Origin of the sequence: Pleurocapsa minor HA4230-MV1 (genome assembly GCA_019359095.1) — a bacterium.
Classification (GTDB): Bacteria; Cyanobacteriota; Cyanobacteriia; order Cyanobacteriales; family Xenococcaceae; genus Waterburya; species Waterburya minor.
This window is the reverse complement of the sequence record JAHHHZ010000013.1, coordinates 229614-250240: the sequence shown is the minus strand read 5'-3', so window position 1 is coordinate 250240 and position 20627 is coordinate 229614. Positions and strand designations below refer to the sequence as shown.

Here is a 20627-nt window from a genome sequence, read left to right as displayed (position 1 = left end):
TTTATTAATTCGTAAACTTGGAGTGAATTAAGTATGGTTTCTAACCAGCTAAATACTAATGATATTTTAAAAACTTTAAGTAAACATCATCAAACAATCCAGAATTTTGGTGTGTGTTCATTAGCCTTGTTTGGTTCTTTTGCTCGTGGTCATAATACTATCAACAGTGATTTAGACTTTTTAGTCGAGTTTGAAGGTGAAACTACCTTTGATCGTTACATGGATTTAAAATTCTGGCTCGAAGATCTGTTTAATAAACCCGTCGATCTCGTTACGAAGCGTTCTTTAAGAAAAGAAATTAGTCAAAAAATTCTCCAAGAAGCGATCGATGTCACGTAATTTCAAACTTTACCCAGACGATATTCTTAACAGTATCAAAAAAATTGAACGCTATAAAAAAGGAATGAATCGAGAGCAATTAATAGCAGACGAACTAACATTTGATGCTGTAATTTATAATTTGCAAATCATTGGCGAAGCCGTTAAACATATTTTTCTAGAAATACGTAAATGTCAGATGAGCCTTAATACAATAGACAATGTGTATTCAGAAAAATCAACTAAGCTTACACCTACTTGTTTCGATAATTATATCAAGTGGTAAATTAATGCTTACTCAAACTAAATTTTGCTCTAAATACTAGCTAAAGTTACTAATTTTCTATTTCTTGCTGAAGAGATGTTAATAAACGTTTCCCTTGTTTTTGACGGTAAACATTAATTGGATTTTGACGATTTTGAGCTTCTACTTGAGCAATTAATTCATCTAACACCATAATTTGAGCATCAAACATCATGGATATTTCTCGCATTTTAGTAATAGAACGCTCTCTGGTAACTGAATCAGGTATTTTAGGCTGGTTATTCATATCAAGTTCCAATTTCTTTTGATTTCTACTAAACTTGCTTGTCCTGCATCAGCGATCGCCTTAGTTTGAGCTAATGATTGAGACAATAGATTTAGCGTAGCAGAATTAGCTGCAAGCTGGGATTGGGCAATTTGTAATAGTAGTCGAGAAAGACGAGTGTAATAAGAATTTGCTTGTTCTTTAACATTTTGTATTTCATCCAGTTCTGTAATTTTGGTAAATTTGCTATTCGTTATATTTACATCACAATTACAATTATCAATCAACAAATCATGAACAATCAACAAATCATGAACAATCAACAATTAAGCCAACCAGTAATTAATATTACAAATCTCGATCATTACTTTGGTAAAGGTGAACTTTATAAACAAGTTTTATTTGGCATTAATTTAACCATAAATAGAGGCGAAATTGTCTTAATGACAGGGCCATCTGGTTCAGGTAAAACAACATTATTAACCCTTGTTAGTGGTTTGCGATCGCCTCAGTCTGGAAGCTGCAAAATACTCGGTAAAGAACTTTGTGGTGCAAGCCAAGCAGAATTGGTGCAAGCTAGACGTAATAATGGTTATATCTTTCAGGCACATAATTTACACCATAGTTTAACTGCTACCGAAAATGTCCAGATGGGTTTAGAAGTACAGGGTATATACTCCAAAAAAGAAAGACGCGATCGCGCCATAGCTATGTTAGAACAGGTAGGCTTGGGAGACAGAATTGATTATTATCCCGATAACCTTTCTGGGGGACAAAAACAAAGAGTGGCGATCGCTCGTGCTTTAGTTGCCCACCCTGCAATTGTTCTAGCTGATGAACCGACGGCAGCATTAGATAGCAAATCAGGGCGAGATGTAGTTAATATTATGCAAAAGCTCGCTAGAGAACAGGGTAGCACTATTTTATTGGTAACCCACGACGATCGCATTTTAGATATTGCCGATCGCCTTGTTCACCTGGAAGATGGCAGATTGGTCAATAATTCAGTCAAAAAAGTTGCAGTTTAGTAACCAATCTCAAATTCTGGTTAAATGATCTAGTTAAATTACTAGCGATCGCTATGAAATATCTTTTGTTCTACAAACCCTATGGAGTGTTGTGTCAGTTTACCGACAATAGTGATAACCCTCGTGCAACTTTAAAAGACTATATTTCCATTCCTGAAATTTATCCCGTAGGTAGATTAGATCGAGATAGTGAAGGGCTTTTATTGTTAACAGATAATGGTCAATTACAAAACCGCTTAGCTAATCCCAAGTTTGCCCATCCCCGTACTTACTATGTTCAGGTTGAGGGAATTCCTAATGAGTCAGCGCTAGATAAATTACGTAGTAGTGTAACAATTAAAAACTATCGCACTCGTCAAGCCAAGGTACGCCTGTTGTCTCCTGAACCTAATTTACCCCCTCGTGTTCCACCCATACGCGATCGCAAATCCATCCCTACCTGTTGGCTAGAAATGATTCTCACCGAAGGAAAAAATCGCCAAGTTAGGAGAATGACGGCTGCGGTTGGTTTTCCTACCTTAAGATTAGTTAGAGTATCTATTGGTAGTGATGCTGGCAAATTAGATCTTGCTAATTTAAATCCTGGTGAATGGCGCGAATTATCACCCAGTGAAACAAAAAAGTTACTTAACTTTAAATAAATACATCAGTCTCATTTAATTTTATTAATTATTAGCAACAAAACTTTTATATATTGCTAACTATTTCAAAATAATTAAATTACTTAATATAAAGTAGAAAAATTTCACTAAATTATATGCTCCAATCAGAAGAGATGTAAATATACTGAGGAAGTGAGATAGTTACTCTATCTCAAAATGATAAAAAACATATTCAGCTATACATAATCCATGACAACTACTATCCGCCAAGATGGCAATTATAGTGTTTGGGAAAGATTTTGCCGCTGGGTTACTAACACCAATAACCGTATTTATGTCGGTTGGTTTGGCGTTATTATGATCCCCTGTCTTCTCTCAGCTACTATCTGTTTCATCATCGCTTTCATTGCAGCACCCGCTGTAGATATCGACGGTATTCGCGAACCCGTGGCTGGTTCACTGATCTACGGAAATAACATTATTTCTGGTGCAGTTGTTCCTTCCAGTAATGCGATCGGTCTGCATTTTTATCCTATTTGGGAAGCAGCTTCTTTAGATGAGTGGCTCTATAATGGTGGCCCTTATCAGCTAATTATTTTCCACTTCCTCATCGGTATTTTCTGCTGGATGGGTCGTCAGTGGGAACTTAGCTTCCGTCTGGGGATGCGTCCTTGGATCTGTGTTGCCTATTCTGCACCCGTATCCGCAGCAACCGCCGTGTTCTTAATCTATCCTTTGGGTCAAGGTTCTTTCTCCGATGGAATGCCTTTAGGAATTAGTGGAACATTCAACTTCATGTTGGTATTCCAGGCTGAACACAACATTTTAATGCATCCTTTCCATATGCTGGGTGTAGCTGGTGTCTTTGGTGGTTCTTTATTCTCGGCGATGCACGGTTCGTTGGTAACGTCTTCTCTAGTGCGTGAAACAACTGAAACTGAGTCTTTAAACTATGGTTATAAGTTTGGTCAAGAAGAAGAAACTTACAACATTGTTGCTGCTCATGGCTACTTTGGTCGTCTGATTTTCCAATACGCTTCTTTTAACAACTCAAGGTCTTTACACTTCTTCCTTGGTGCTTGGCCTGTAATTGGTATTTGGTTTACGGCTATGGGTATTTCTACCATGGCGTTTAACCTTAACGGTTTTAACTTCAACCAGTCCGTTCTTGATTCCCAAGGTCGTGTAATTAATACTTGGGCTGACGTACTAAACCGCGCTAACCTTGGTTTTGAGGTAATGCACGAACGTAATGCTCACAACTTCCCTCTAGATTTAGCTAGTGGTGAAGCTACTCCTGTGGCAATGACTGCACCCGCTATTAACGGTTAAAAATTTTCTAACCTCCATTAGTTAGGTTTAACAGCGCTCTATTTCGATAGGGCGCTATTTTTTTGGCGAACAATTAGACAAAGATGTTGGATTGTTTATTTAGGATGGCGATCGCTCTTTTGTTTGACAATTTATCTTTACTTATTAAATTGGTAGTTGAATTAAATTTCAATCTAAATGGTACAATAAAAAGTACAATAAATAAACCAGATCATGGATATTTTTAGTGCCAGTCAAGCTAGAGCTAATTTGTTTAAACTATTAGAGCAGGTTAATCAAGATAGCAAACCACGGATCATAACTTCACGCCGAGGAGATGGAGTTTTGATTTCCAAAGACGATTGGGAAAGTATCCAGGAAACGCTCTATCTACAATCTATTCCAGGTATGAGGGAATCTATCGCCGAGGGAATGAACACCCCTTTGTCTGAATGTGTTTCTGAAGAAGAATTGGAATGGTAGAGCCTAAATGGCAACTGAAGTTTACGAAACAAGCTCAAAAAGATGCCAAAAAAATTGCTGCATCTGGTTTAAAGGTCAAAACGCAACGGCTTTTGGAACTTCTCAAGCAAAACCCGTTTATGAATCCTCCATCTTATGAAAAGCTACAGGGAGATCTTAAAGGAGCATATTCCAGACGGATAAATGTGCAACATCGCTTAGTTTATGAGGTTATCGATTCTGAAAAAACTGTCAAAATTATCCGAATGTGGTCTCATTACGGTGAATGATCGTGCCAAGTGCGATCGCACTTTTTGTCTAATGCAGTAATTGAAATTGCTGACTGACTGTAAATTTGGATTAGACTTTTCGTTGTAGATAAATACTAGAACAATGCTGGAATTAAACCATATATTCGTTTGTATTCCTAATGAACTTGATATTACCAATATCCCAAGTGAATTTGGCTTAAATTTCTCAGCTAGACGAATTTATCCAGGTCAAGGAACAGCTAATAAATGCGCTTTCTTCAATAATGCTTATTTAGAGTTGCTTTTACGCAACAATGATCGAGAATTACAATCTCAGCCAGTAAAACCTATATCTTTATGGGAACGGTTAAGATGGAAACATACAGGCGCAAATCCCTTCGGAGTAGCTTTTAGATTTGTGAAAGATACAAACCAAAACCTCCCTGTGTCAACGTGGTCTTATCATGCCCCCTTTTTGCCTGATGGTGCAAGTATTCCCATAATTACACCTCCCAATTCAATTCAAGAGCCTTTAATTTTTTTGTCTCCAGTAGCCAAAGCACCATTTGAGCGCTTTTCAACTGAACACCGAGGAAGTAAACGTACAATAACCCAGGTAAAGATAAAGATGCCGTCAGCTCAAAATATTTCACCAGGGGTTAAGTGGTTTTGTGAGCAGAATCTTATTTCTATTGCTGAAGGTGTTGAACACCACATAGAACTTGAGTGGGATTTGGGAAAAGAAAAAAAAATATTAGATTTTAAACCAAGACTACCTATGTCAATTCGAGGGTAAGTTGCATCAAAAAGCGATCGCTGTAGACTTTCATCAGATAGTTATTCTGAAAAAAAGCCGAAATATATAAGCTTGATTTAAAAGAACATACTAGCCATAAAATTTTAGCATTTAGCCTTTTATTCTATTGGCGATCGCTCTATTAAACACTAAATAAGATCTTGCGGATTAGGTAGAACGAAGTGAAAACCAACAAAAAGCAAAGATTTAACTACAGGCGAGCGCTAGTCACAAAAATATCGATTAAAAATAAGTAAGAGACTAACAATAGCTACAAATTGAGCAAATCAGTCTCTTGGAAAATCGGTCTTAATTTTTAAATAATCGATAGTTATTTAGCCACCCCGCCGATTACTGGTGCTTGAGCTAAGGTCATGTGCTTTTGTTGAGCAACAATTACTTGTGATTGACGAACTTCGGCATTAATCGCTACGGTCTTAATGTCATACATCTGAGTAAAGAGCTTAGGATAAAGTCCGATACCTACAATCATGACGAGGAAACAGACGGCGATGAAGATTTCTCTGGGATTAGCATCATTAAAGGGAGCTTCTCCAGGTAAGACGCAGCTATTCCCAAAACATACCGCAGGTTCGTTAGTTGGCTTTCTCATTTTGGCTTGGTCAATGTCGCAGGCTAGAGCTTCATTAGAGTTGAAGAACACTAATCTGAGCATAGACAGTAAATAGATCGGGGTCATGATAATTCCTACCGCAGCCAAGAAGATGGTTACCGTCGAAAAGGCTGGACTGTAGACATCGTTGGTAGCCATGCCGACAAATATGGCAATTTCACTAGCAAAGCCACTCATTCCTGGGAGAGCTAAAGAAGCCATTGCCGCTGCGGTAAATAGAGCGAAAGCTTTGGGCATGACTAGGGCAATACCGTCCATACGATCCATGAATAAAGTATGGGTGCGATCGTAGGTTACTCCTGTTAAAAAGAACAATACAGAGGCAATTAAACCGTGGGATAGCATCTGTAGCATTGCGCCACTGGTGCCAATATCTGTAAAGGAAGCAATTCCGATCAGTACAAATCCCATGTGTGACACTGAGGAGTATGCTAAACGGCGTTTCATGTTGGTTTGAGCAAAGGAACTAAAACCGCCGTAAACAATATTGATTACTCCCAAGGTGACTAATAAAGGAGCAAAGTAAACGTGGGCATCGGTCAACAGTTCCATGTTGAAGCGAATTAAACCGTAGCCACCCATTTTAAGAAGTACACCAGCTAAGATCATTGATACTGGAGCAGAAGCTTCACCGTGAGCATCAGGTAACCAAGTATGCAAAGGGAAAATAGCTAATTTAACCCCGAAGGCAATTAGTAAACCTGCATATAAAGGAACTTCTAAAGCCAAGGGATAATCTTTTAAAGCTAGGGCAGCAATATCAAAAGTGAGGTTGTCGCCGTAGAAAGCCATACCCAAACCTGCTACCAGGATGAAGATCGAGGCTGCTGCGGTATAGAGTAAAAACTTAGTGGCTGCATAACGACGCTTAGAACCACCCCAGATTGAAACAAGCAAATATACAGGAACTAACTCAAGCTCCCACATAACGAAGAATAACAACATATCCTGCGCCACGAATACCCCAATCTGCGCTGAATAAAGTACCAGCATGAGGAAGTAGAATAAGCGAGGCTTGCGATCTACTTGCCAAGCAGATAACATTGCCAGAGTTGTAACGAATCCTGCTAATAAAACTAGAGGTGCAGAGATGCCGTCTACTGAGACTGACCAACTAACGCCTAGTTGAGGAATCCAGCTATAGCTTTCGGTTAGTTGGAATTGGGCGCTACTGGCATCGTAGTTATTCCAGAAGGCATATCCCATCAAGATAAAATCTATAATACCGACACTGAGAGCATACCAACGTACGGTTTTACCATCTTTATCAGGAATGAGCGGAATTGCTAAAGCTGCTATTAGAGGTAAAAAAATAATCGCGGTAAGCCAGGGAAATTGATCTACCATGTGTAAGTTTCCGTGTCTAAATTTTTTTGTTAATAAAAGTATACAGTATTAATCTTTGTTAAGAACAATGTTATTTTAAATCAATAAAATTCAAGCTTAAATTTACACAACTATAAAATACTAGTTTTTCTGATTAAGCATCTAATTGGGCGATCGCTTCCACCACATCTGTACCCAATAGATCGACTCTAATAATTGATTCTGGCTAATTAAAAGAGGGGTTGAGCAAAAGCAAAGTGTAAAACCTGTAACAAAAAGCTTAAAATTTCTAAATTGAGCAATTGATAAATTGATAATTACCAATTCTTAATGCGATCGTGAAATTCTTAAAAGTGAAATTCAAGCAGTATTAGCTCCTCCTGGGCGAGGCGATCTCTACTAGTACTTAACTTACCAACTTAGTCCATCAATAAATCTTAGATTAGAAATCAGTTGTAGCATCTCAATATGACCATAACCTGGACGACTTTTGCAATTCGTCTGCTAATAGGATTTTTCTTGGCGGTAGGTATTGGAATTGAAAGACAGTGGCTTAAAAATAGAGCCCTATTAAAAATAAACGTATTAGTAACCTTGGGTTCTGATGTTACCACTTTGAGAATAAATAATTAAAGCGAGCAAATCTTCCCTTTCAGCCTTCGTTATCTTCAGCCAAAATACTATGACCTAATTGATGTAAATATTTTTCTCGCTCAATCATTGCCTGACTGGGTTTTAAATCAAAAGCAGCCAGTATATCTCGCCAGCGATAAGACCAATCGTGCTTAAGTAGGCAATTAGCCACATTACGGCGACTGATGCGCTCTAGTCTTTCTGGTTGAGCATCCAATTCGGCGATCGCCTCTACCACATCTGTACCAGATAGATCGACTTGAATAATTGGTTCTGACCAATCAAAATAACGCGCAAAAGCGTCTCCAGCAGGGGGCATACCTACCATTACGGTACCTGCTGCTGCTCCTTCAAAAAAGCGATAGCCAATTTCTTGGGTTCCCCCTGTTTCTGCGGTGGAGTTGAATTTGGCGTAGTTGGTAATGTTATAGCGACTTCTTTGGAAGAGGTTGGCGAGTAAGACGCGGTGTTCTCTGGGATTATCAATTTCTAATTTACCTTTTAAGGTGTCGTGATAGTAAAAGAAATTATCTTGGGTAGCTCTTTTAACCAAAGCGTCATGAATATTTGGCGATCGCCTACCTACATAAGAAACATCAATCGAACGTTGAGGTGGATTGGGATAAGGTGAAAAGCGGAGGGTGTCAACTGCTGGAGGAATATAGGTAACAGGGGGCTTAATTAGCTTGCTCAATCCTTCAACACATTGAGTCACACCTAAAAATACGTGGTCGAAATTTGACCAAGGCTCTCTAAATAAACGTTTAATCTGCAAGTCAGGCTGCCACATCTCAGTAATGAAACAGGCTGTGTGACGGCATTTTTCGCGCCATCCTTTAATCGACTCTAGAAGATGAAACTGAAATGGATTATCTAGTACGGCAAAAAGTAGATCATATTCATGTTCTAGCACCAATTCTGTGGGAAAAGGAGTGGCTTTTAAAGCAAGATTGTCTGAACTACCGAAATATTTAGCCCCACGATAGATCTTACAAGCAATGTCAAAGTCGCGAGTTGGATTTGATACATGCAGTTGTGCTGACTCTAAGTCGGTTAATAAATCTTCAAACTCATAGATGCAGCAGTTTGCTACCTGAAAACGGAATCCACGAACAGAGACAACTAAAATACGAGGCGTTCGATTTATATCTGTAGAAGAACTATTAGACATAGTAGAAAAATTTCAATAGTTTAGTAAGACAAAGCTCGATAAATTAATATTTGGTAGTGATATATATTTTTAACCTACCGAGCTACTTTTTGACTATTGTTTGAATTAAATTTACTACAGCAAAATTTTGCCAAGCATCATGCTCTGTGTACGTGCTAAGCCAATTATTAATGCAGTTAATACAAATTGTGAAAATCTTGTTTTATTGCTTCATACGACTCAAATGAGCGGTTTGATAATAGTGTGCCAAAATTTGATGATAGTTAATTCCTTGTTTTGCCAAATAATAAGCACCCCATTGGCTTAAGCCAAGTCCATGTCCAAAACCCCGCCCTTTAACCACCAGGTTATCCCCCTGAGTAGAAACACGAAATAGAGTACTACGGAGATCGAGAATTTTTCGGATGTCATTTCCACTAACAGTTGTGCTACCGCGATCGCCTGTTATATTCATCGTCACCACTCGACCACGAGGTGTCATTTCCTTGGGCTGAAAAGCTTTGATCTTACCCACTCCAGCTACTAAACTTTGAATTTTACTGACAGGAACTATTTGCTGCCATTCAAATACAGGAGACTGCTGATCGTAATCGACTACGGCTCGCAAATAAGGTAGGGGAGAAGTCCAAACATCTTCGACATTTTCTGTATATCCGCCAGAAGAAGAATGAAACGCAGCTAAAATCACTTGGTTGTTATAGGTCATAATCTGACCCAAAGTACTGTCAACCGCCTGATGAGTGGTGGTATATTCGGTGTCTAAACCCTTATAAACCTGAGTCCCAATTGTCGTATCAACGTCATAAAGACCGTTTGTTCCTGTTTTACGCTTATAAAGAGCATAGGAACGAGCAGCAACAGCCTGAGCTTTGAGAGCCTCAATTGGCCAACTAGAAACTGCTTCAGCACCGACGACACTATATAAATACTGCTCTAAATCAACCTTATTAATTGCTGTAATGCCGTTGTTTTGACGAATTAAACGAGTTGTTCCTCGATACCAGCGATCGCCAATCCAAACATAACCATTATTTTTTGGCTCAATGACTAATTCTCCTGCACCAACGCGATCGGCAATAATAATACTGTTGCCGTCTAACTTAGCTGCCAGAGCCGACATGGGATTAAGTTCGCCAAGCTGCCTGCCTGCACCATCTTTAACAATGGCAGCAGTAGAACTACCTACTTTTAAGCTTTCAACTTCTTTCTCGATCGCTACTTTTAATTCGACTGCTTGAGTAGGCAGGATAATTAAAAACCAGATCGAGCAAGATAGCCAAGATAGTTTATTTAAAAATAAGGATTGAACAATAAAATTAACCGACTTTAAATTTTGAAATATCATTCTTTTGATGGTTGCTACGATAAAAGATCGTCATCAATATCTTGCGTTATTTTATCAACGATGACAACTGGGATCTTGACAATAGTTTCTTGATTTTGTTCCATCTTTAGGCTTTGTTTGCTATACAATGCAGGATGTTCTCGCTTTTGCTTATAGCGATCGCCAATTACTTTTATTTATCTTATTAATCTTAATATCTTGATGAATTTACCCGTTAATTTAAGTTTGCTCTACTCAATTATGGGAGCAGTAATTCTGACTTATGCACCTTTTCTAGTGGTTGCTTGGGGGCGATTAAAGGTTGGTTACGATCAATCAGCACCCCGCGCTATGTTTGAGCAACTACCTGATTACGCCAAGCGTGCTACCTGGGCGCACCAAAATAGCTTTGAGGCTTTAACTATTTATGGTTTAGCTGCGCTGATGGCTTATGCTACAGGAGTAGAATCTACTTGGGCAAGAATTGCAGCGATCGCTTGGGTAGTAGCTCGTTTACTCTATTCTGTCTTTTATATTATCAATGTTCCTTTAGGGCGATCTTTAATGTTTGCGATCGGTTCTCTTGCTGGCTGGACTTTATTTGGTTTAAGTGTTTTGAAAGTGATGAATTAAGCTGACTTAACTTTACCTACTACCTACTACCTATATGCGAAGCGGTATCTCCAACTATGCGAGACAAGTCCTTTAGGACTACCTAATCTCAACCCATCAATTCAAACTTGACGATCTACTACTCGATCGCATCGGTACTGCCAAAGCTAATGCTTTCTTCTTCATATTCCCGTGGTTCGACATGAATTATGACCCTTACCGTACCAAAACGCTGTTCTAACCTAGCTTCAATTTGTTCGGTAATTTCATGAGCAATGATTAAATCATCAGTATTGACAATCAGGTGCATCTCAATAAACACTTGCCTACCTAACATTCCTCGCGAGGCAATATCATGACAGTTGATTACCCCTGGAACTTTCATTACCACATCATAAATTGCTTCTGGAGCGATCGCCATTTCATCAACTAGCCAGGGGAGATTTTCCCTAATTACTTCCCAGCCACTATAAAACACCAATAGCGCCACGGGAAAAGCTAAAATTACGTCCAGCCAGAGTAATTGCGGTAAATTAAGTTTTTCTGCCTGCCAGACTCCAATCAAACCAGCGATCACAATAATTGTCACCCAAATATCGCTCATCGTATGTTTGGCATCGGCAATCAAAATTGGACTATTGACTTTTCTACCGACACTACGTTCATAAAAAGCGACAAAAATATTAATTCCTAAAACAACTAGTAATAGCCACAGCTCCGTCGGCGCTATCTGGACGGCAACATTTTCCGAGGTCAAAAAGATCTTTTCTACAGCACCCCGCAGGATTTCAAAACAGGCAATTCCTAAAAATGCAGCAATACCTAATGCACCGATTGCCTCAAACTTCTGGTGTCCATAAGGATGTTCGCGATCTGGTTTGGGGGAAGAAAACCGATTGGTTACCAAACCTAAAATATTATTGGCGCTATCCGTAACGCTGTGAAGAGCGTCTGCTTGGAGGCTTAAGGAGCCAGTGGCTATCCCCAAAACAAACTTGAGGGTCATCACAAACAAATTTAGTAGTAAAGTAAGCCAAAGAACACGGCGAACTTGCGAGCGATTATCCTGCACCATATAAGAATGAAAATTTTTCCCAGATGCTTTGCTCTATAATCATAGTTTAAAAACCAGCCGTGGTCTCTATTTGACCGTGCTTATCGCAATGTTGAGTTATTTAGAAAAACGTAACTTATTGAGATATTTTCTGACAAATAAATCATTAAATCTCAGAGATCTGATAGATTCAAACTAAGAATTTAACAAGATAAATTAGCATTAATTCTTAGTTATTAAATTAAATTAAGTTTAAATTAAGTTTTTCCCTATGGCTCAGTTAACCCTCAATTTAGTTCAAGGGGCAGTTAGTTTCAGTTTCTCTGAAGATGCTGCCAAACAGTTACAACAAGAAATAGCTACACTAATGCAAAGTCTTAAGGCGATCGCCACAGCTACTACGGGAGCGGGTAATCGTCCTGTGAAACAAGAATCAATGGAATATCGTTATACAGGAGATGTGTTCTTAGAAATCTTTTGTAATCCAAATATTTACCCCAGTCCTTTTGCTGCCAAAATTCTTTTGACTCTAAGAGACGATCGCATTCGCTTAACCAGTGAAGCTGAACTAACTCAATTAATTGAAGATTTAAACCTATTTTTAGCCAGCTAAGAGTTGTGATATTAAATCCGATTTTCAAATTACCCATTACCTTTGCTCAACTTTCAAATGTGGTATACCAACAGGATTTATTATGATGGACATATTCTTGAGCAGACTCACTAAGGACAAGCAATAATAATAGATAGTCTATCTTTAATAAACGTTAAATATTCCCGAATCAGTTCCATGAATAAGGTCGTTGTCGGCTTATCAGGTGGCGTAGACAGTTCAGTTGCCGCTGCCACCCTCCATCATCAAGGTTATGAAGTTATTGGTCTTACTCTTTGGTTAATGAAGGGTAAGGGACAGTGCTGCTCCGAAGGCATGGTAGATGCTGCACGGCTATGCGAAGAATTAGCAATTCCCCATCATATTGTCGATAGTCGAGATGTTTTTCAAGAACACATTATTGATTATCTGGTAAACGGTTACGAAGCAGGAGTTACCCCTCTGCCTTGTTCTCAGTGTAACCGTACCGTGAAGTTCGCGCCGATGTTAAATTATGCTCAACAAGAACTAGGGACAGACAAAATTGCCACAGGACATTACGCCAGAATTCAATACGATCAAAACAGCGATCGCTATCAGTTATTAAAAGCCGTAGATCTCAATAAAGATCAGTCTTATTTTTTATACGATTTAACTCAAGAATTATTAGCTGGTTCGGTGTTTCCCCTGGGAAATCAGACTAAAGAGGAAACTCGACGGATCGCTGCTGAATTTGGCTTGGCTACGGCAGAGAAGCCAGAAAGCCAAGATTTATGTTTGGTTGAAGCTCATGGTTCAATGCAGACCTTTTTGGATCGCTATATTAACCAGAAAGAAGGCGATATTGTCGACATGGCAGGAAATGTTTTGGGTAAACATACAGGCATCCATCACTACACCATTGGACAACGCAGGGGTTTAGGTGTTGCTGCACCAGAACCTTTATATGTAATTAAGTTAGATGCGGTCATGAACCGAGTTATCGTAGGCGATCGCCATACGGGAGGTAGACTAGAATGTACTGCTGCTAGAATGAACTGGGTCTCAATTGCTGAACCCACCACGCCAATTCGCGCTCAAGTCAAAATTCGTTATCGTTCTGCGTCTGTACCCGCACAAATTATTCCTTTAGGCAACTCGCGGATCAAAATCATGTTTGAAGAGCATCAGTTTGGTGTCACCCCAGGACAAGCAGCGGTTTTATATAACGAAGATCTGGTTTTGGGTGGCGGGATTATTGAAATAGCTGAAGATTAGAATTTGGTTAGGGGGAAGGCGATATTTTGCTTTCCTCATACAAAATTTGCGAGCAATTAAATATGGAACGAGGATTGTTATGGCTACCTTTACTGGTAGCGTTTATCTGGTTAGCCTGGAGTGGTCGAAATGAATATCAAAAGTTAGAGGCTTATAAAATTTGGGCAACAGATTTTGATAATGCTAAATTTGACATCTATGCCGTGTTAGGTCGAAAAGAACGTCAAATCACCTGGGGAAAACCTACTCGCAAGGGAATGATGAAACTAGAAAGTTTTTCTCTAGATGAGGTTGAACAGATTAATCTCTTGGTAAGCGATCGCCTTGTTGATGCAGATTTGGAAAATTTACCAACTCAAGGAAAACCTAGCCTAGAATTTGACTTACATAACCAAACATCGATTCGTATCCCCTTTACGGATATCTTACTAGCAGCAAAGTGGCGTAATTATCTACGAGAAGCCAAGCAAAATACGGCTGCTTAATTACTAGAAAAATCCCTAAACTTGTGCTTCTGCAACTGTAAATGTTGAGGCTGATTGTCTCTAGCTTGTCTTGAGGTAAATTTTGTTCATCTCTCTCATCAGTCAAATATTTATGTATTAATTATGAGAAAGTGTGTGAAAAAAGAAATTCAGCGCCAATATGTTTGTGAGCTTTGTCTTTTATAGCTTTATAAGTATAATTTTGTTCATTCAAATTTATAGCTTTAAAAATATTTATGATTTTGTTGCGAAAAAACTTAATATTCATTAATATAATTATATAAACAGAGCCAGCCACCAACTTATAAAAGCGCTGGTAGATAAATATCGTCAGCCACAAATCTATAGAAGCGCTGACCAATAAATACCGCATCCTCAACTGATAAAACTGGATGCTTATAAAACGCATTTTTAAAACAATTCTTTTTTACTCAACAAGGCGAAAAATAGGGTATGTTAAACTTAGCTAAGTTTAGCTAAAATAATTCGATAAATGAAAATAGCCAATATCCATGAGGCTAAGTCTCAACTATCTAAATTAATTGAGTCGGCATTAGCAGGAGAAGAAATTATTATTGCCAAAGCAGGAAAACCTTTAGTAAAGCTCATACCCTATCAAGAAGAACAGAAACTAAGAATCCCTGGAGGGTGGGAAGGCAAAGTAATCATGGCGGATGATTTTGATGAAGAACTTCCACCCCAACTTTTAGCTAGATTTATGGGAGAAGAAGAATAGTGCAACTTCTTTTGGATACTCATGCTTTAATTTGGTGGTTAAGTAAAGACGTCAAACTATCAGCACGAGCCTATAAAGAAATTGCCAATCCCTGTAATTTAGTTTTTGTCTCTGCTGCATCTGCTTGGGAAATAGCTATCAAAAAATCAATCAAGAAACTAGAAACTCCAGATGATTTAGTTGAACAAATCAACGCCAAAAATTTTCAACCACTGGCGATTACTATCGAACAAGCTTTAGCAGTGGAAAAACTACCAATGCACCATCAAGATCCTTTTGATCGTATTTTAATCGCTCAAGCTCAATGTCTCAATCTAACTATTGTTACTCGCGATCGCAAGTTCAAGTCTTATGATGTTGATCTCATCAATTGATCATCAATAGCCAAACGAGCTTGGAGTGGAAAGCTGGTGATCATTTACACTCCAAGCTCGTTAGGGTTACTCAGATTATGCTTGCCAAATAGAGCTAAATTACTTTTTAACCAAGCAGCATCAGCATGGCGATCGCAAATTAATTCTAAGACTCGAATACCTGTCTTAGGTAAGTCGGCGATTAAATCTGCTAGCTGCTGCCAGTTATCAATTTTAAGATATTCAAGATCATAGGCAATACAGAGTTTAGCGATATCGACGGTTTGAGGCGTGGCGAAATATTCCTCAAACAAGGGAAAATCAGCAATAGGTAAGTTTTCAAAAATACCACCACCGTCATTGTCGATCAAGATAATTGTTAAATGTCCCTGAAACTTTTGCTGAATCAGAAAGCCATTAGTGTCATGCAATAATGCTAAATCTCCTGTTAATAATACTCCTGCATCTTGATAAGCAATGCCCAAGGCAGTTGAAAGAGTCCCGTCGATGCCATTAGCACCACGGCTAAAATAAGGAACTAGCTTTTTGTAGTTAGGTTGCCAAAAATATTCAGCATTGCGCACTGACATACTATTAGCCAGGAAAATCGGTGTACCTGGTGGCAGAGTCTGAGAAATCAACCAAGCTGCTTTGCCTTCATACATTTGATTGAGAGATGTCAAAGTACGATCGATATTTACTCTGGTTATTGCTTCTAACTTACACCACTGCTGACAATAGGGCGATTGTGGATTATTTTCCGCCTTTGTATGATCGATCGCTTGGGTAATAGAAGCATGAAAATGAATTGTCTTACCGTGTAGTGGATCGAAGTTATCAACCCTAGCATCAATCACCCATCGAGGTACATCAATGTCCTTGAGCCAATTTCTCAACTGATTACTGGTGGGTAATTCGCCAACTTGAATCACCACTTCAGGAATTAACTGCTGTGCTGCTGGCTGACGCAGAATTGAATCATAAGTGGAAATCAAATAAGGATTAAGTTGAGCATAGTTTCTTAGCGGTGATAAAGCCTCAGCTAAGACAGGAAAAGATAGCTGTTGAGACAAAAATGCGATCGCCCGACAATAAGCTTCAGGATCTTGAGGTTGAGCTAATCCTGCGATAATTATGCCCGACTTTCCTCGCCAATTCTGCCAGGGTAGGGAAATAAAATTTTTAGCTGGTAGATGACTAGTTATTGTCTCAAAAAAATCTGCGGGGAATTGAGTCTCGATCTGCGATAACGGCTGCTTGATCGGTGCAAGAGGTTCACGGAAAGGTAGATTGAGATGTACAACTCCTGGAGTGGGTAATAAAGACTGCTGCCAAGCCTGAACTATAGTTTGTCGTAGATAGCTCAGCATGGCTAAACTAGCTTCAGGGAGGGCAAGTTCACATTGCCAGTGGGGAAAATTACCATAGAGCTTTACCTGATCGATAGTTTGTCCTGCATGGCAATTACGGAGTTCTGCTGGACGATCTGCCGTCAAGATGATCAATGGAACACCACTTTGTTGAGCTTCAATTACGGCGGGATAAAAATTTGCCCCTGCTGTTCCCGAAGTACAGACTAAGATTGTGGGTAAACCCGTTTTTTTCGCTCTACCAAGGGCAAAGAAAGAAGCCGAGCGCTCATCTAAAATAGGAATAGCGATAATATGGGCATGATTAGCCAAGGCTATGGTCAAAGGCGTAGAACGAGAACCAGGACAAATCACTGCCGTAGTCGCACCGCAACGGTGTAATGTTTCTACTAGTACCGATGCCCATAAAGTATTTACGTTACGAAAATCAATCATGCAATCAGTAGAAGATTACTAAACAATAATTGTCAGTAATCAGTAATCAGTACTCAGTAATTACTAATCACACTAACGCTTTTAGCAAAGACTGTAGTTTTAACTGTACTTCGTCAAATTCTTTATCAGCATTAGAACCAGACACAATTCCCGCACCAGCATATAGCCGCGCCAGTTTACCATCGATTAGAGCCGAACGAATAGCAACAATAAATTCACAGTTTCCTTCATAATCTACCCAACCAAAAGGCGCAGCATAAAGAGAGCGATCGCATTTTTCGTAGTAACGAATTTTTTCACAGGCAGATTCAGTCGAGACTCCCGCAACAGCAGGAGTGGGATGAAGTAATGCCACAATTTCTAATGGCTCGATATCTGCGGGGAGGTGTCCATAAATTGGTGTCCATAGGTGTTGAATATTCGACAGTTTTAAAATTTGTAGAGGTAGCTGCTGGGGTTTTAAACCAATATTTTTAAGACGCTCAATCACAAAATCACGCACGGCATGATGTTCTCGTTTTTCTTTGCGATTTTTTAGGAGCAGATTTGCTAGATGAAGATCTTCAGTACTATTATTTCCTCTAGGAGCAGAGCCTGCTAGAGCATCTGTCACAAGTTGTTGGTTTTGTACGCTCAACAAACGTTCGGGACTTGCACCAACAAAATTTTGCCCTTGACCATTGCTAGTGGAGAAAATATAACAGTCGGGATGAAGTTTTCTTAAATTGCCTAGAGACTTAATCACGTCAAAGGGAATTGCCGATTTAATCTCTGTGGTATGAGCAATTACAATTTTACTCATTTCTCCCGCAGCAATTGAGCTTAAGGCGGATTTTACTACAGATTTAAAGTAATCAGGGTCTTGAGACTGCTTGCGATCGACAGACAGTAAACTATGATCGTTCTCATCTAAGCACTTTAAGCTAGACCAATTAATAGTATTTACCTTTTGCTTAATTTGCTCTAAAACATAACTTTTATCTTGTGCTTTGTGTAAAGGAAAATTAACAATTAAACAGCAGGTTTTATTTTTTTTGACTATTTGAAAACGAGGTAAAAATAAAGTTCCTGACTTAAAGGGTTCAGATTCTTCAACATCTGCAAAAAAGGTAAACCCACAGAATACGCTGGGCTTCCCTAGAATCAGGGTATTTGCTCCTTCTCTGGTGATTTGTTTAAACCAGCTTTGAATTAGGTCTTGAGCCGAACTAAATCTAGAATCAGGCTGGGTATTGCCCCTAATAGTTGTTCCCCAAGCAGCTACAGCTTCCTGCTTACTACAGTTTTCCCAATAGAAGTTTAGTGTCTTACTATGACCTAGTTTTTGCAGACAAACAAGAGGATCGACAGTAGGAATTTGAATCGCCAAACTAATAATTTCTGTATCCCGATCTACAGCAAAACTCAGTTTTTCACCGTGCCAAAAATTATTTATTTCTGCATTAATATTATTATCTAAAATTAAATTACCAGGCTGAGTTGCAAAAGACATAGAGCTTGTAGTTTGTGTCATTTCCTCAAAGTTTCGGCAGGAAATAAAAGTTAAGTTAATTGCTTATTAGTAAATAGTTACTAAAAAAGATAATTTTATGAGTTTCATTATAAGATACTGTCTGCAATAGTTCTAGCCAATACCCCCAACTAGAACCTGAATAAATATCATCTTTGGGTAGCAAACAGGAGTAAACATTTGATTCAGTTGATTAATCCAGCTTAAATCTGAGTTGTGCTAGTAAAACTTTAACTTTCGTGAAACTTGCTCAATACTAGCGGTCATAGCTGATAGGGTACTAAATGTTGTCTCTAATCGTGTAATATCCGAGTTTTTCGCTGTTACACAATTTGTTTTATGACCACTAAGCAAATAACTCAGAAAAATCAATTGTGGCTAGCTGCAATTAAGCCTCCAATCTACAGTGTAGCGATCGCTCCCATTGCCGTAGGGACAGCAGTAGCTTTTGCAGCAACAAGTCTATTTAATACTCAATATTTCTTTACCTTTCTCGGTTCGGCAATCCTGATTATTGCCTGGTTAAATCTTAGCAATGATGTCTTTGATTCCGAGACAGGTATTGACATCAATAAAGCCCATTCCGTAGTAAATTTAACAGGCAACAAAAGCTTAGTGTTTTGGGTTGCTAATCTGTGTCTGAGTGTCGGCATTGGTGGGATTTTCGCTTTATCCTGGTGGCAGCATGACCCAACGGTAGCAATTTTAGTTTTATTGTGCTGTTTTTTGGGCTATACCTATCAAGGGCCACCATTTCGTTTTGGCTATTTGGGTTGGGGAGAAATAATTTGTTTCTTTACTTTTGGCCCTGGAGCAGTATCTGCTGCTTATTATGCGCAAACTCAAGCATTTTCAGCAGAAAATCTGGTAATTTCGGCACTTGTTGGCATCAGCACCGCAATTATTCTTTTTTGCTCTCATTTCCATCAGGTTGAAGACGACCTAGCCGCAGGAAAGCGATCGCCAATTGTCCGCTTGGGAACAGCTAAGGGAGCAAAGATTTTAACTGTAGCGATCGCCAGTATTTATGTTTTAACCGTAATTTTGGTAATTACAAATACTTTACCCCTGCTTTGTCTAATTATTTTTGGTAGTCTACCCTTTGCCTATCAGTTAGCTAATCACGTGAATCAAAATCATGCTTTTCCTGCAAAAGTAAGTAACAGTAAATTCATTGCTATTAATCTTTATCTTTCCAGTTCACTACTACTTATCCTCGGATTAATCTTTAGTCATGTCTAAAAAAGTTATTCGTACCAACAAAGCACCCGCACCTGTAGGGCCTTATAATCAAGCGATCGCCACTTCTGGTCAAATGCTGTTTGTGGCGGGACAAATCCCCCTAGATCCTCAATCGGGTCAAATTGTCGGCGATGGGGACATCACAGCACAAACTCAGCAGGTAATGGTTAATCTGGAGGCAATTTTGCGGGAAGCAGGAGCAGGCTGGGAAGACGTAGTTAAGACTAGCGTTTTTCTCACCGACTTAGCTAACTTTGCGCCGATGAATCAAGTTTACGCCGAATATTTCCTAGCAGAAAACGCTCCCGCTCGTGCCTGTGTGGAAGTTTCTCGTTTACCTAAAGACGTTTTGGTAGAGATCGAATGTATTGCGGTAATTGATTAATTGACCCCAGTTCAGATTAATATCAAGTCCGCTTATGTACTTCTAATAAAATCTTTGCGACGCGAAGCTAGTCCTTTAGGGCCCCAACAGCGCGATTATTCAAGGCGAAATGAATTCGCCGAATCTCGCGCTCAAACTAAGCGGGATAAACGCCTCTGCGTCTTTGCGACGCAAAGCTAGTGCTAAAGCACATTGTACCCTTGTCCTAAA

Annotated in this window: 24 protein-coding genes; 16 read left to right on the top strand and 8 right to left on the bottom strand. The window is 39.1% G+C overall.

Translation table 11 applies throughout. The features are described from left to right. Window positions 1–33 precede the first annotated feature (33 nt). The gene (locus tag KME09_05920) at window positions 34–339 is read left to right on the top strand and encodes a nucleotidyltransferase family protein (protein ID MBW4533457.1); all 306 of its coding nucleotides are present in this window, start codon (window positions 34–36) and stop codon (window positions 337–339) included. Continuing rightward, window positions 329–604, top strand: a complete 276-nt coding sequence (locus KME09_05915) for a DUF86 domain-containing protein (GenBank protein MBW4533456.1) — start codon at window positions 329–331, stop codon at window positions 602–604. The genes KME09_05920 and KME09_05915 overlap by 11 nt, the downstream gene beginning before the upstream one ends. Window positions 605–653: 49 nt before the next feature. On the opposite strand, the gene KME09_05910 is transcribed toward KME09_05915, so the two are convergent. After that, the gene (locus KME09_05910) at window positions 654–869 is read right to left on the bottom strand and encodes a hypothetical protein (protein MBW4533455.1); all 216 of its coding nucleotides are present in this window, start codon (window positions 867–869) and stop codon (window positions 654–656) included. Beyond that, complete coding sequence (locus tag KME09_05905) at window positions 866–1138, bottom strand: hypothetical protein (protein MBW4533454.1); 273 nt, start codon at window positions 1136–1138, stop codon at window positions 866–868. The genes KME09_05910 and KME09_05905 overlap by 4 nt, the downstream gene beginning before the upstream one ends. 21 nt (window positions 1139–1159) lie before the next feature. On the opposite strand from KME09_05905, the gene KME09_05900 reads away from it, so the two are divergent. From KME09_05900 to KME09_05875, 6 genes are all read left to right on the top strand, one after another. Continuing rightward, the gene (locus KME09_05900; protein MBW4533453.1) at window positions 1160–1876 is read left to right on the top strand and encodes a DevA family ABC transporter ATP-binding protein; all 717 of its coding nucleotides are present in this window, start codon (window positions 1160–1162) and stop codon (window positions 1874–1876) included. 53 nt (window positions 1877–1929) lie between these two features. Continuing rightward, window positions 1930–2517, top strand: a complete 588-nt coding sequence (locus KME09_05895) for a pseudouridine synthase (protein ID MBW4533452.1) — start codon at window positions 1930–1932, stop codon at window positions 2515–2517. 210 nt (window positions 2518–2727) lie between these two features. Then, entirely contained in the window at window positions 2728–3810 is a 1083-nt protein-coding gene (psbA, locus tag KME09_05890) for a photosystem II q(b) protein (GenBank protein ID MBW4533451.1), read from the top strand. A 213-nt stretch (window positions 3811–4023) separates the two neighbouring features. After that, complete coding sequence (locus KME09_05885; GenBank protein ID MBW4533450.1) at window positions 4024–4272, top strand: type II toxin-antitoxin system Phd/YefM family antitoxin; 249 nt, start codon at window positions 4024–4026, stop codon at window positions 4270–4272. Beyond that, window positions 4266–4541: a Txe/YoeB family addiction module toxin gene (locus KME09_05880; GenBank protein MBW4533449.1), complete on the top strand. Its 276-nt coding sequence runs from the start codon at window positions 4266–4268 to the stop codon at window positions 4539–4541. Before KME09_05885 ends, KME09_05880 begins: the two co-directional genes overlap by 7 nt. Window positions 4542–4644: 103 nt before the next feature. Further along, on the top strand, window positions 4645–5298 hold the full coding sequence (locus tag KME09_05875) for a VOC family protein (protein ID MBW4533448.1): 654 nt from the start codon (window positions 4645–4647) through the stop codon (window positions 5296–5298). A gap of 331 nt (window positions 5299–5629) precedes the next feature. Here KME09_05875 and KME09_05870 read toward each other — a convergent pair whose 3' ends face one another. The 3 genes from KME09_05870 to KME09_05860 form a co-directional block, all read right to left on the bottom strand. Continuing rightward, window positions 5630–7279, bottom strand: coding sequence for an NAD(P)H-quinone oxidoreductase subunit 4 (locus KME09_05870; protein ID MBW4533447.1), 1650 nt, complete (start codon window positions 7277–7279; stop codon window positions 5630–5632). A 631-nt stretch (window positions 7280–7910) separates the two neighbouring features. Continuing rightward, a complete protein-coding gene (locus tag KME09_05865; protein ID MBW4533446.1) occupies window positions 7911–9062 on the bottom strand; it encodes a glycosyltransferase in 1152 nt (383 codons plus the stop codon). Between the two features lie 202 nt (window positions 9063–9264). Next, a complete protein-coding gene (locus KME09_05860) occupies window positions 9265–10407 on the bottom strand; it encodes a SpoIID/LytB domain-containing protein (protein ID MBW4533445.1) in 1143 nt (380 codons plus the stop codon). Window positions 10408–10608: 201 nt separating this feature from the next. Here KME09_05860 and KME09_05855 point away from each other — a divergent pair, with 201 nt between their 5' ends. Next, window positions 10609–11019, top strand: a complete 411-nt coding sequence (locus tag KME09_05855) for an MAPEG family protein (GenBank protein MBW4533444.1) — start codon at window positions 10609–10611, stop codon at window positions 11017–11019. A gap of 118 nt (window positions 11020–11137) precedes the next feature. Here the strand turns inward: KME09_05855 and KME09_05850 are convergent, their stop codons facing one another. After that, a complete protein-coding gene (locus tag KME09_05850) occupies window positions 11138–12073 on the bottom strand; it encodes a cation diffusion facilitator family transporter (GenBank protein ID MBW4533443.1) in 936 nt (311 codons plus the stop codon). A gap of 250 nt (window positions 12074–12323) precedes the next feature. On the opposite strand from KME09_05850, the gene KME09_05845 reads away from it, so the two are divergent. The 5 genes from KME09_05845 (at window position 12324) to KME09_05825 (ending at window position 15496) form a co-directional block, all read left to right on the top strand. Then, window positions 12324–12665 carry a hypothetical protein gene (locus KME09_05845; protein MBW4533442.1) on the top strand — a complete coding sequence of 114 codons (342 nt, stop codon included), beginning with the start codon at window positions 12324–12326 and terminating at the stop codon, window positions 12663–12665. A gap of 177 nt (window positions 12666–12842) precedes the next feature. Beyond that, a complete protein-coding gene (mnmA, locus tag KME09_05840; GenBank protein MBW4533441.1) occupies window positions 12843–13901 on the top strand; it encodes a tRNA 2-thiouridine(34) synthase MnmA in 1059 nt (352 codons plus the stop codon). A 62-nt stretch (window positions 13902–13963) separates the two neighbouring features. Next, window positions 13964–14386, top strand: coding sequence for a hypothetical protein (locus KME09_05835; protein MBW4533440.1), 423 nt, complete (start codon window positions 13964–13966; stop codon window positions 14384–14386). A 493-nt stretch (window positions 14387–14879) separates the two neighbouring features. Beyond that, complete coding sequence (locus KME09_05830; protein ID MBW4533439.1) at window positions 14880–15122, top strand: type II toxin-antitoxin system prevent-host-death family antitoxin; 243 nt, start codon at window positions 14880–14882, stop codon at window positions 15120–15122. Then, window positions 15122–15496, top strand: coding sequence for a type II toxin-antitoxin system VapC family toxin (locus KME09_05825; protein MBW4533438.1), 375 nt, complete (start codon window positions 15122–15124; stop codon window positions 15494–15496). The genes KME09_05830 and KME09_05825 overlap by 1 nt, the downstream gene beginning before the upstream one ends. A gap of 44 nt (window positions 15497–15540) precedes the next feature. Here KME09_05825 and menD read toward each other — a convergent pair whose 3' ends face one another. Together menD and KME09_05815 are read right to left on the bottom strand one after the other, a co-directional pair. After that, the gene (gene menD, locus KME09_05820; GenBank protein MBW4533437.1) at window positions 15541–17280 is read right to left on the bottom strand and encodes a 2-succinyl-5-enolpyruvyl-6-hydroxy-3-cyclohexene-1-carboxylic-acid synthase; all 1740 of its coding nucleotides are present in this window, start codon (window positions 17278–17280) and stop codon (window positions 15541–15543) included. Window positions 17281–17347: 67 nt separating this feature from the next. Next, window positions 17348–18772 (bottom strand): isochorismate synthase, encoded by a 1425-nt coding sequence (locus KME09_05815; GenBank protein MBW4533436.1) that lies wholly within the window; start codon window positions 18770–18772, stop codon window positions 17348–17350. 357 nt (window positions 18773–19129) lie between these two features. On the opposite strand from KME09_05815, the gene menA reads away from it, so the two are divergent. Both menA and KME09_05805 read left to right on the top strand, forming a co-directional pair. Next, the gene (menA, locus tag KME09_05810) at window positions 19130–20032 is read left to right on the top strand and encodes a 2-carboxy-1,4-naphthoquinone phytyltransferase (protein MBW4533435.1); all 903 of its coding nucleotides are present in this window, start codon (window positions 19130–19132) and stop codon (window positions 20030–20032) included. After that, complete coding sequence (locus KME09_05805; protein MBW4533434.1) at window positions 20025–20417, top strand: RidA family protein; 393 nt, start codon at window positions 20025–20027, stop codon at window positions 20415–20417. Before menA ends, KME09_05805 begins: the two co-directional genes overlap by 8 nt. Window positions 20418–20627: the final 210 nt, after the last annotated feature.

Excerpts from the sequence above, each read along its gene's own strand:
- KME09_05920 (MBW4533457.1), top strand. The coding sequence starts at position 34 with ATGGTTTCTAACCAGCTAAATACTAATGATATTTTAAAAACTTTAAGT.
- KME09_05915 (MBW4533456.1), top strand. The coding sequence starts at position 329 with ATGTCACGTAATTTCAAACTTTACCCAGACGATATTCTTAACAGTATC.
- KME09_05910 (MBW4533455.1), bottom strand. The coding sequence starts at position 869 with ATGAATAACCAGCCTAAAATACCTGATTCAGTTACCAGAGAGCGTTCT.
- KME09_05900 (MBW4533453.1), top strand. The coding sequence starts at position 1,160 with ATGAACAATCAACAATTAAGCCAACCAGTAATTAATATTACAAATCTC.
- KME09_05895 (MBW4533452.1), top strand. The coding sequence starts at position 1,930 with ATGAAATATCTTTTGTTCTACAAACCCTATGGAGTGTTGTGTCAGTTT.
- psbA (MBW4533451.1), top strand. The coding sequence starts at position 2,728 with ATGACAACTACTATCCGCCAAGATGGCAATTATAGTGTTTGGGAAAGA.
- KME09_05885 (MBW4533450.1), top strand. The coding sequence starts at position 4,024 with ATGGATATTTTTAGTGCCAGTCAAGCTAGAGCTAATTTGTTTAAACTA.
- KME09_05880 (MBW4533449.1), top strand. The coding sequence starts at position 4,266 with ATGGTAGAGCCTAAATGGCAACTGAAGTTTACGAAACAAGCTCAAAAA.
- KME09_05875 (MBW4533448.1), top strand. The coding sequence starts at position 4,645 with ATGCTGGAATTAAACCATATATTCGTTTGTATTCCTAATGAACTTGAT.
- KME09_05870 (MBW4533447.1), bottom strand. The coding sequence starts at position 7,279 with ATGGTAGATCAATTTCCCTGGCTTACCGCGATTATTTTTTTACCTCTA.
- KME09_05865 (MBW4533446.1), bottom strand. The coding sequence starts at position 9,062 with ATGTCTAATAGTTCTTCTACAGATATAAATCGAACGCCTCGTATTTTA.
- KME09_05860 (MBW4533445.1), bottom strand. The coding sequence starts at position 10,407 with ATGATATTTCAAAATTTAAAGTCGGTTAATTTTATTGTTCAATCCTTA.
- KME09_05855 (MBW4533444.1), top strand. The coding sequence starts at position 10,609 with ATGAATTTACCCGTTAATTTAAGTTTGCTCTACTCAATTATGGGAGCA.
- KME09_05850 (MBW4533443.1), bottom strand. The coding sequence starts at position 12,073 with ATGGTGCAGGATAATCGCTCGCAAGTTCGCCGTGTTCTTTGGCTTACT.
- KME09_05845 (MBW4533442.1), top strand. The coding sequence starts at position 12,324 with ATGGCTCAGTTAACCCTCAATTTAGTTCAAGGGGCAGTTAGTTTCAGT.
- mnmA (MBW4533441.1), top strand. The coding sequence starts at position 12,843 with ATGAATAAGGTCGTTGTCGGCTTATCAGGTGGCGTAGACAGTTCAGTT.
- KME09_05835 (MBW4533440.1), top strand. The coding sequence starts at position 13,964 with ATGGAACGAGGATTGTTATGGCTACCTTTACTGGTAGCGTTTATCTGG.
- KME09_05830 (MBW4533439.1), top strand. The coding sequence starts at position 14,880 with ATGAAAATAGCCAATATCCATGAGGCTAAGTCTCAACTATCTAAATTA.
- menD (MBW4533437.1), bottom strand. The coding sequence starts at position 17,280 with ATGATTGATTTTCGTAACGTAAATACTTTATGGGCATCGGTACTAGTA.
- KME09_05815 (MBW4533436.1), bottom strand. The coding sequence starts at position 18,772 with ATGTCTTTTGCAACTCAGCCTGGTAATTTAATTTTAGATAATAATATT.
- menA (MBW4533435.1), top strand. The coding sequence starts at position 19,130 with ATGACCACTAAGCAAATAACTCAGAAAAATCAATTGTGGCTAGCTGCA.
- KME09_05805 (MBW4533434.1), top strand. The coding sequence starts at position 20,025 with ATGTCTAAAAAAGTTATTCGTACCAACAAAGCACCCGCACCTGTAGGG.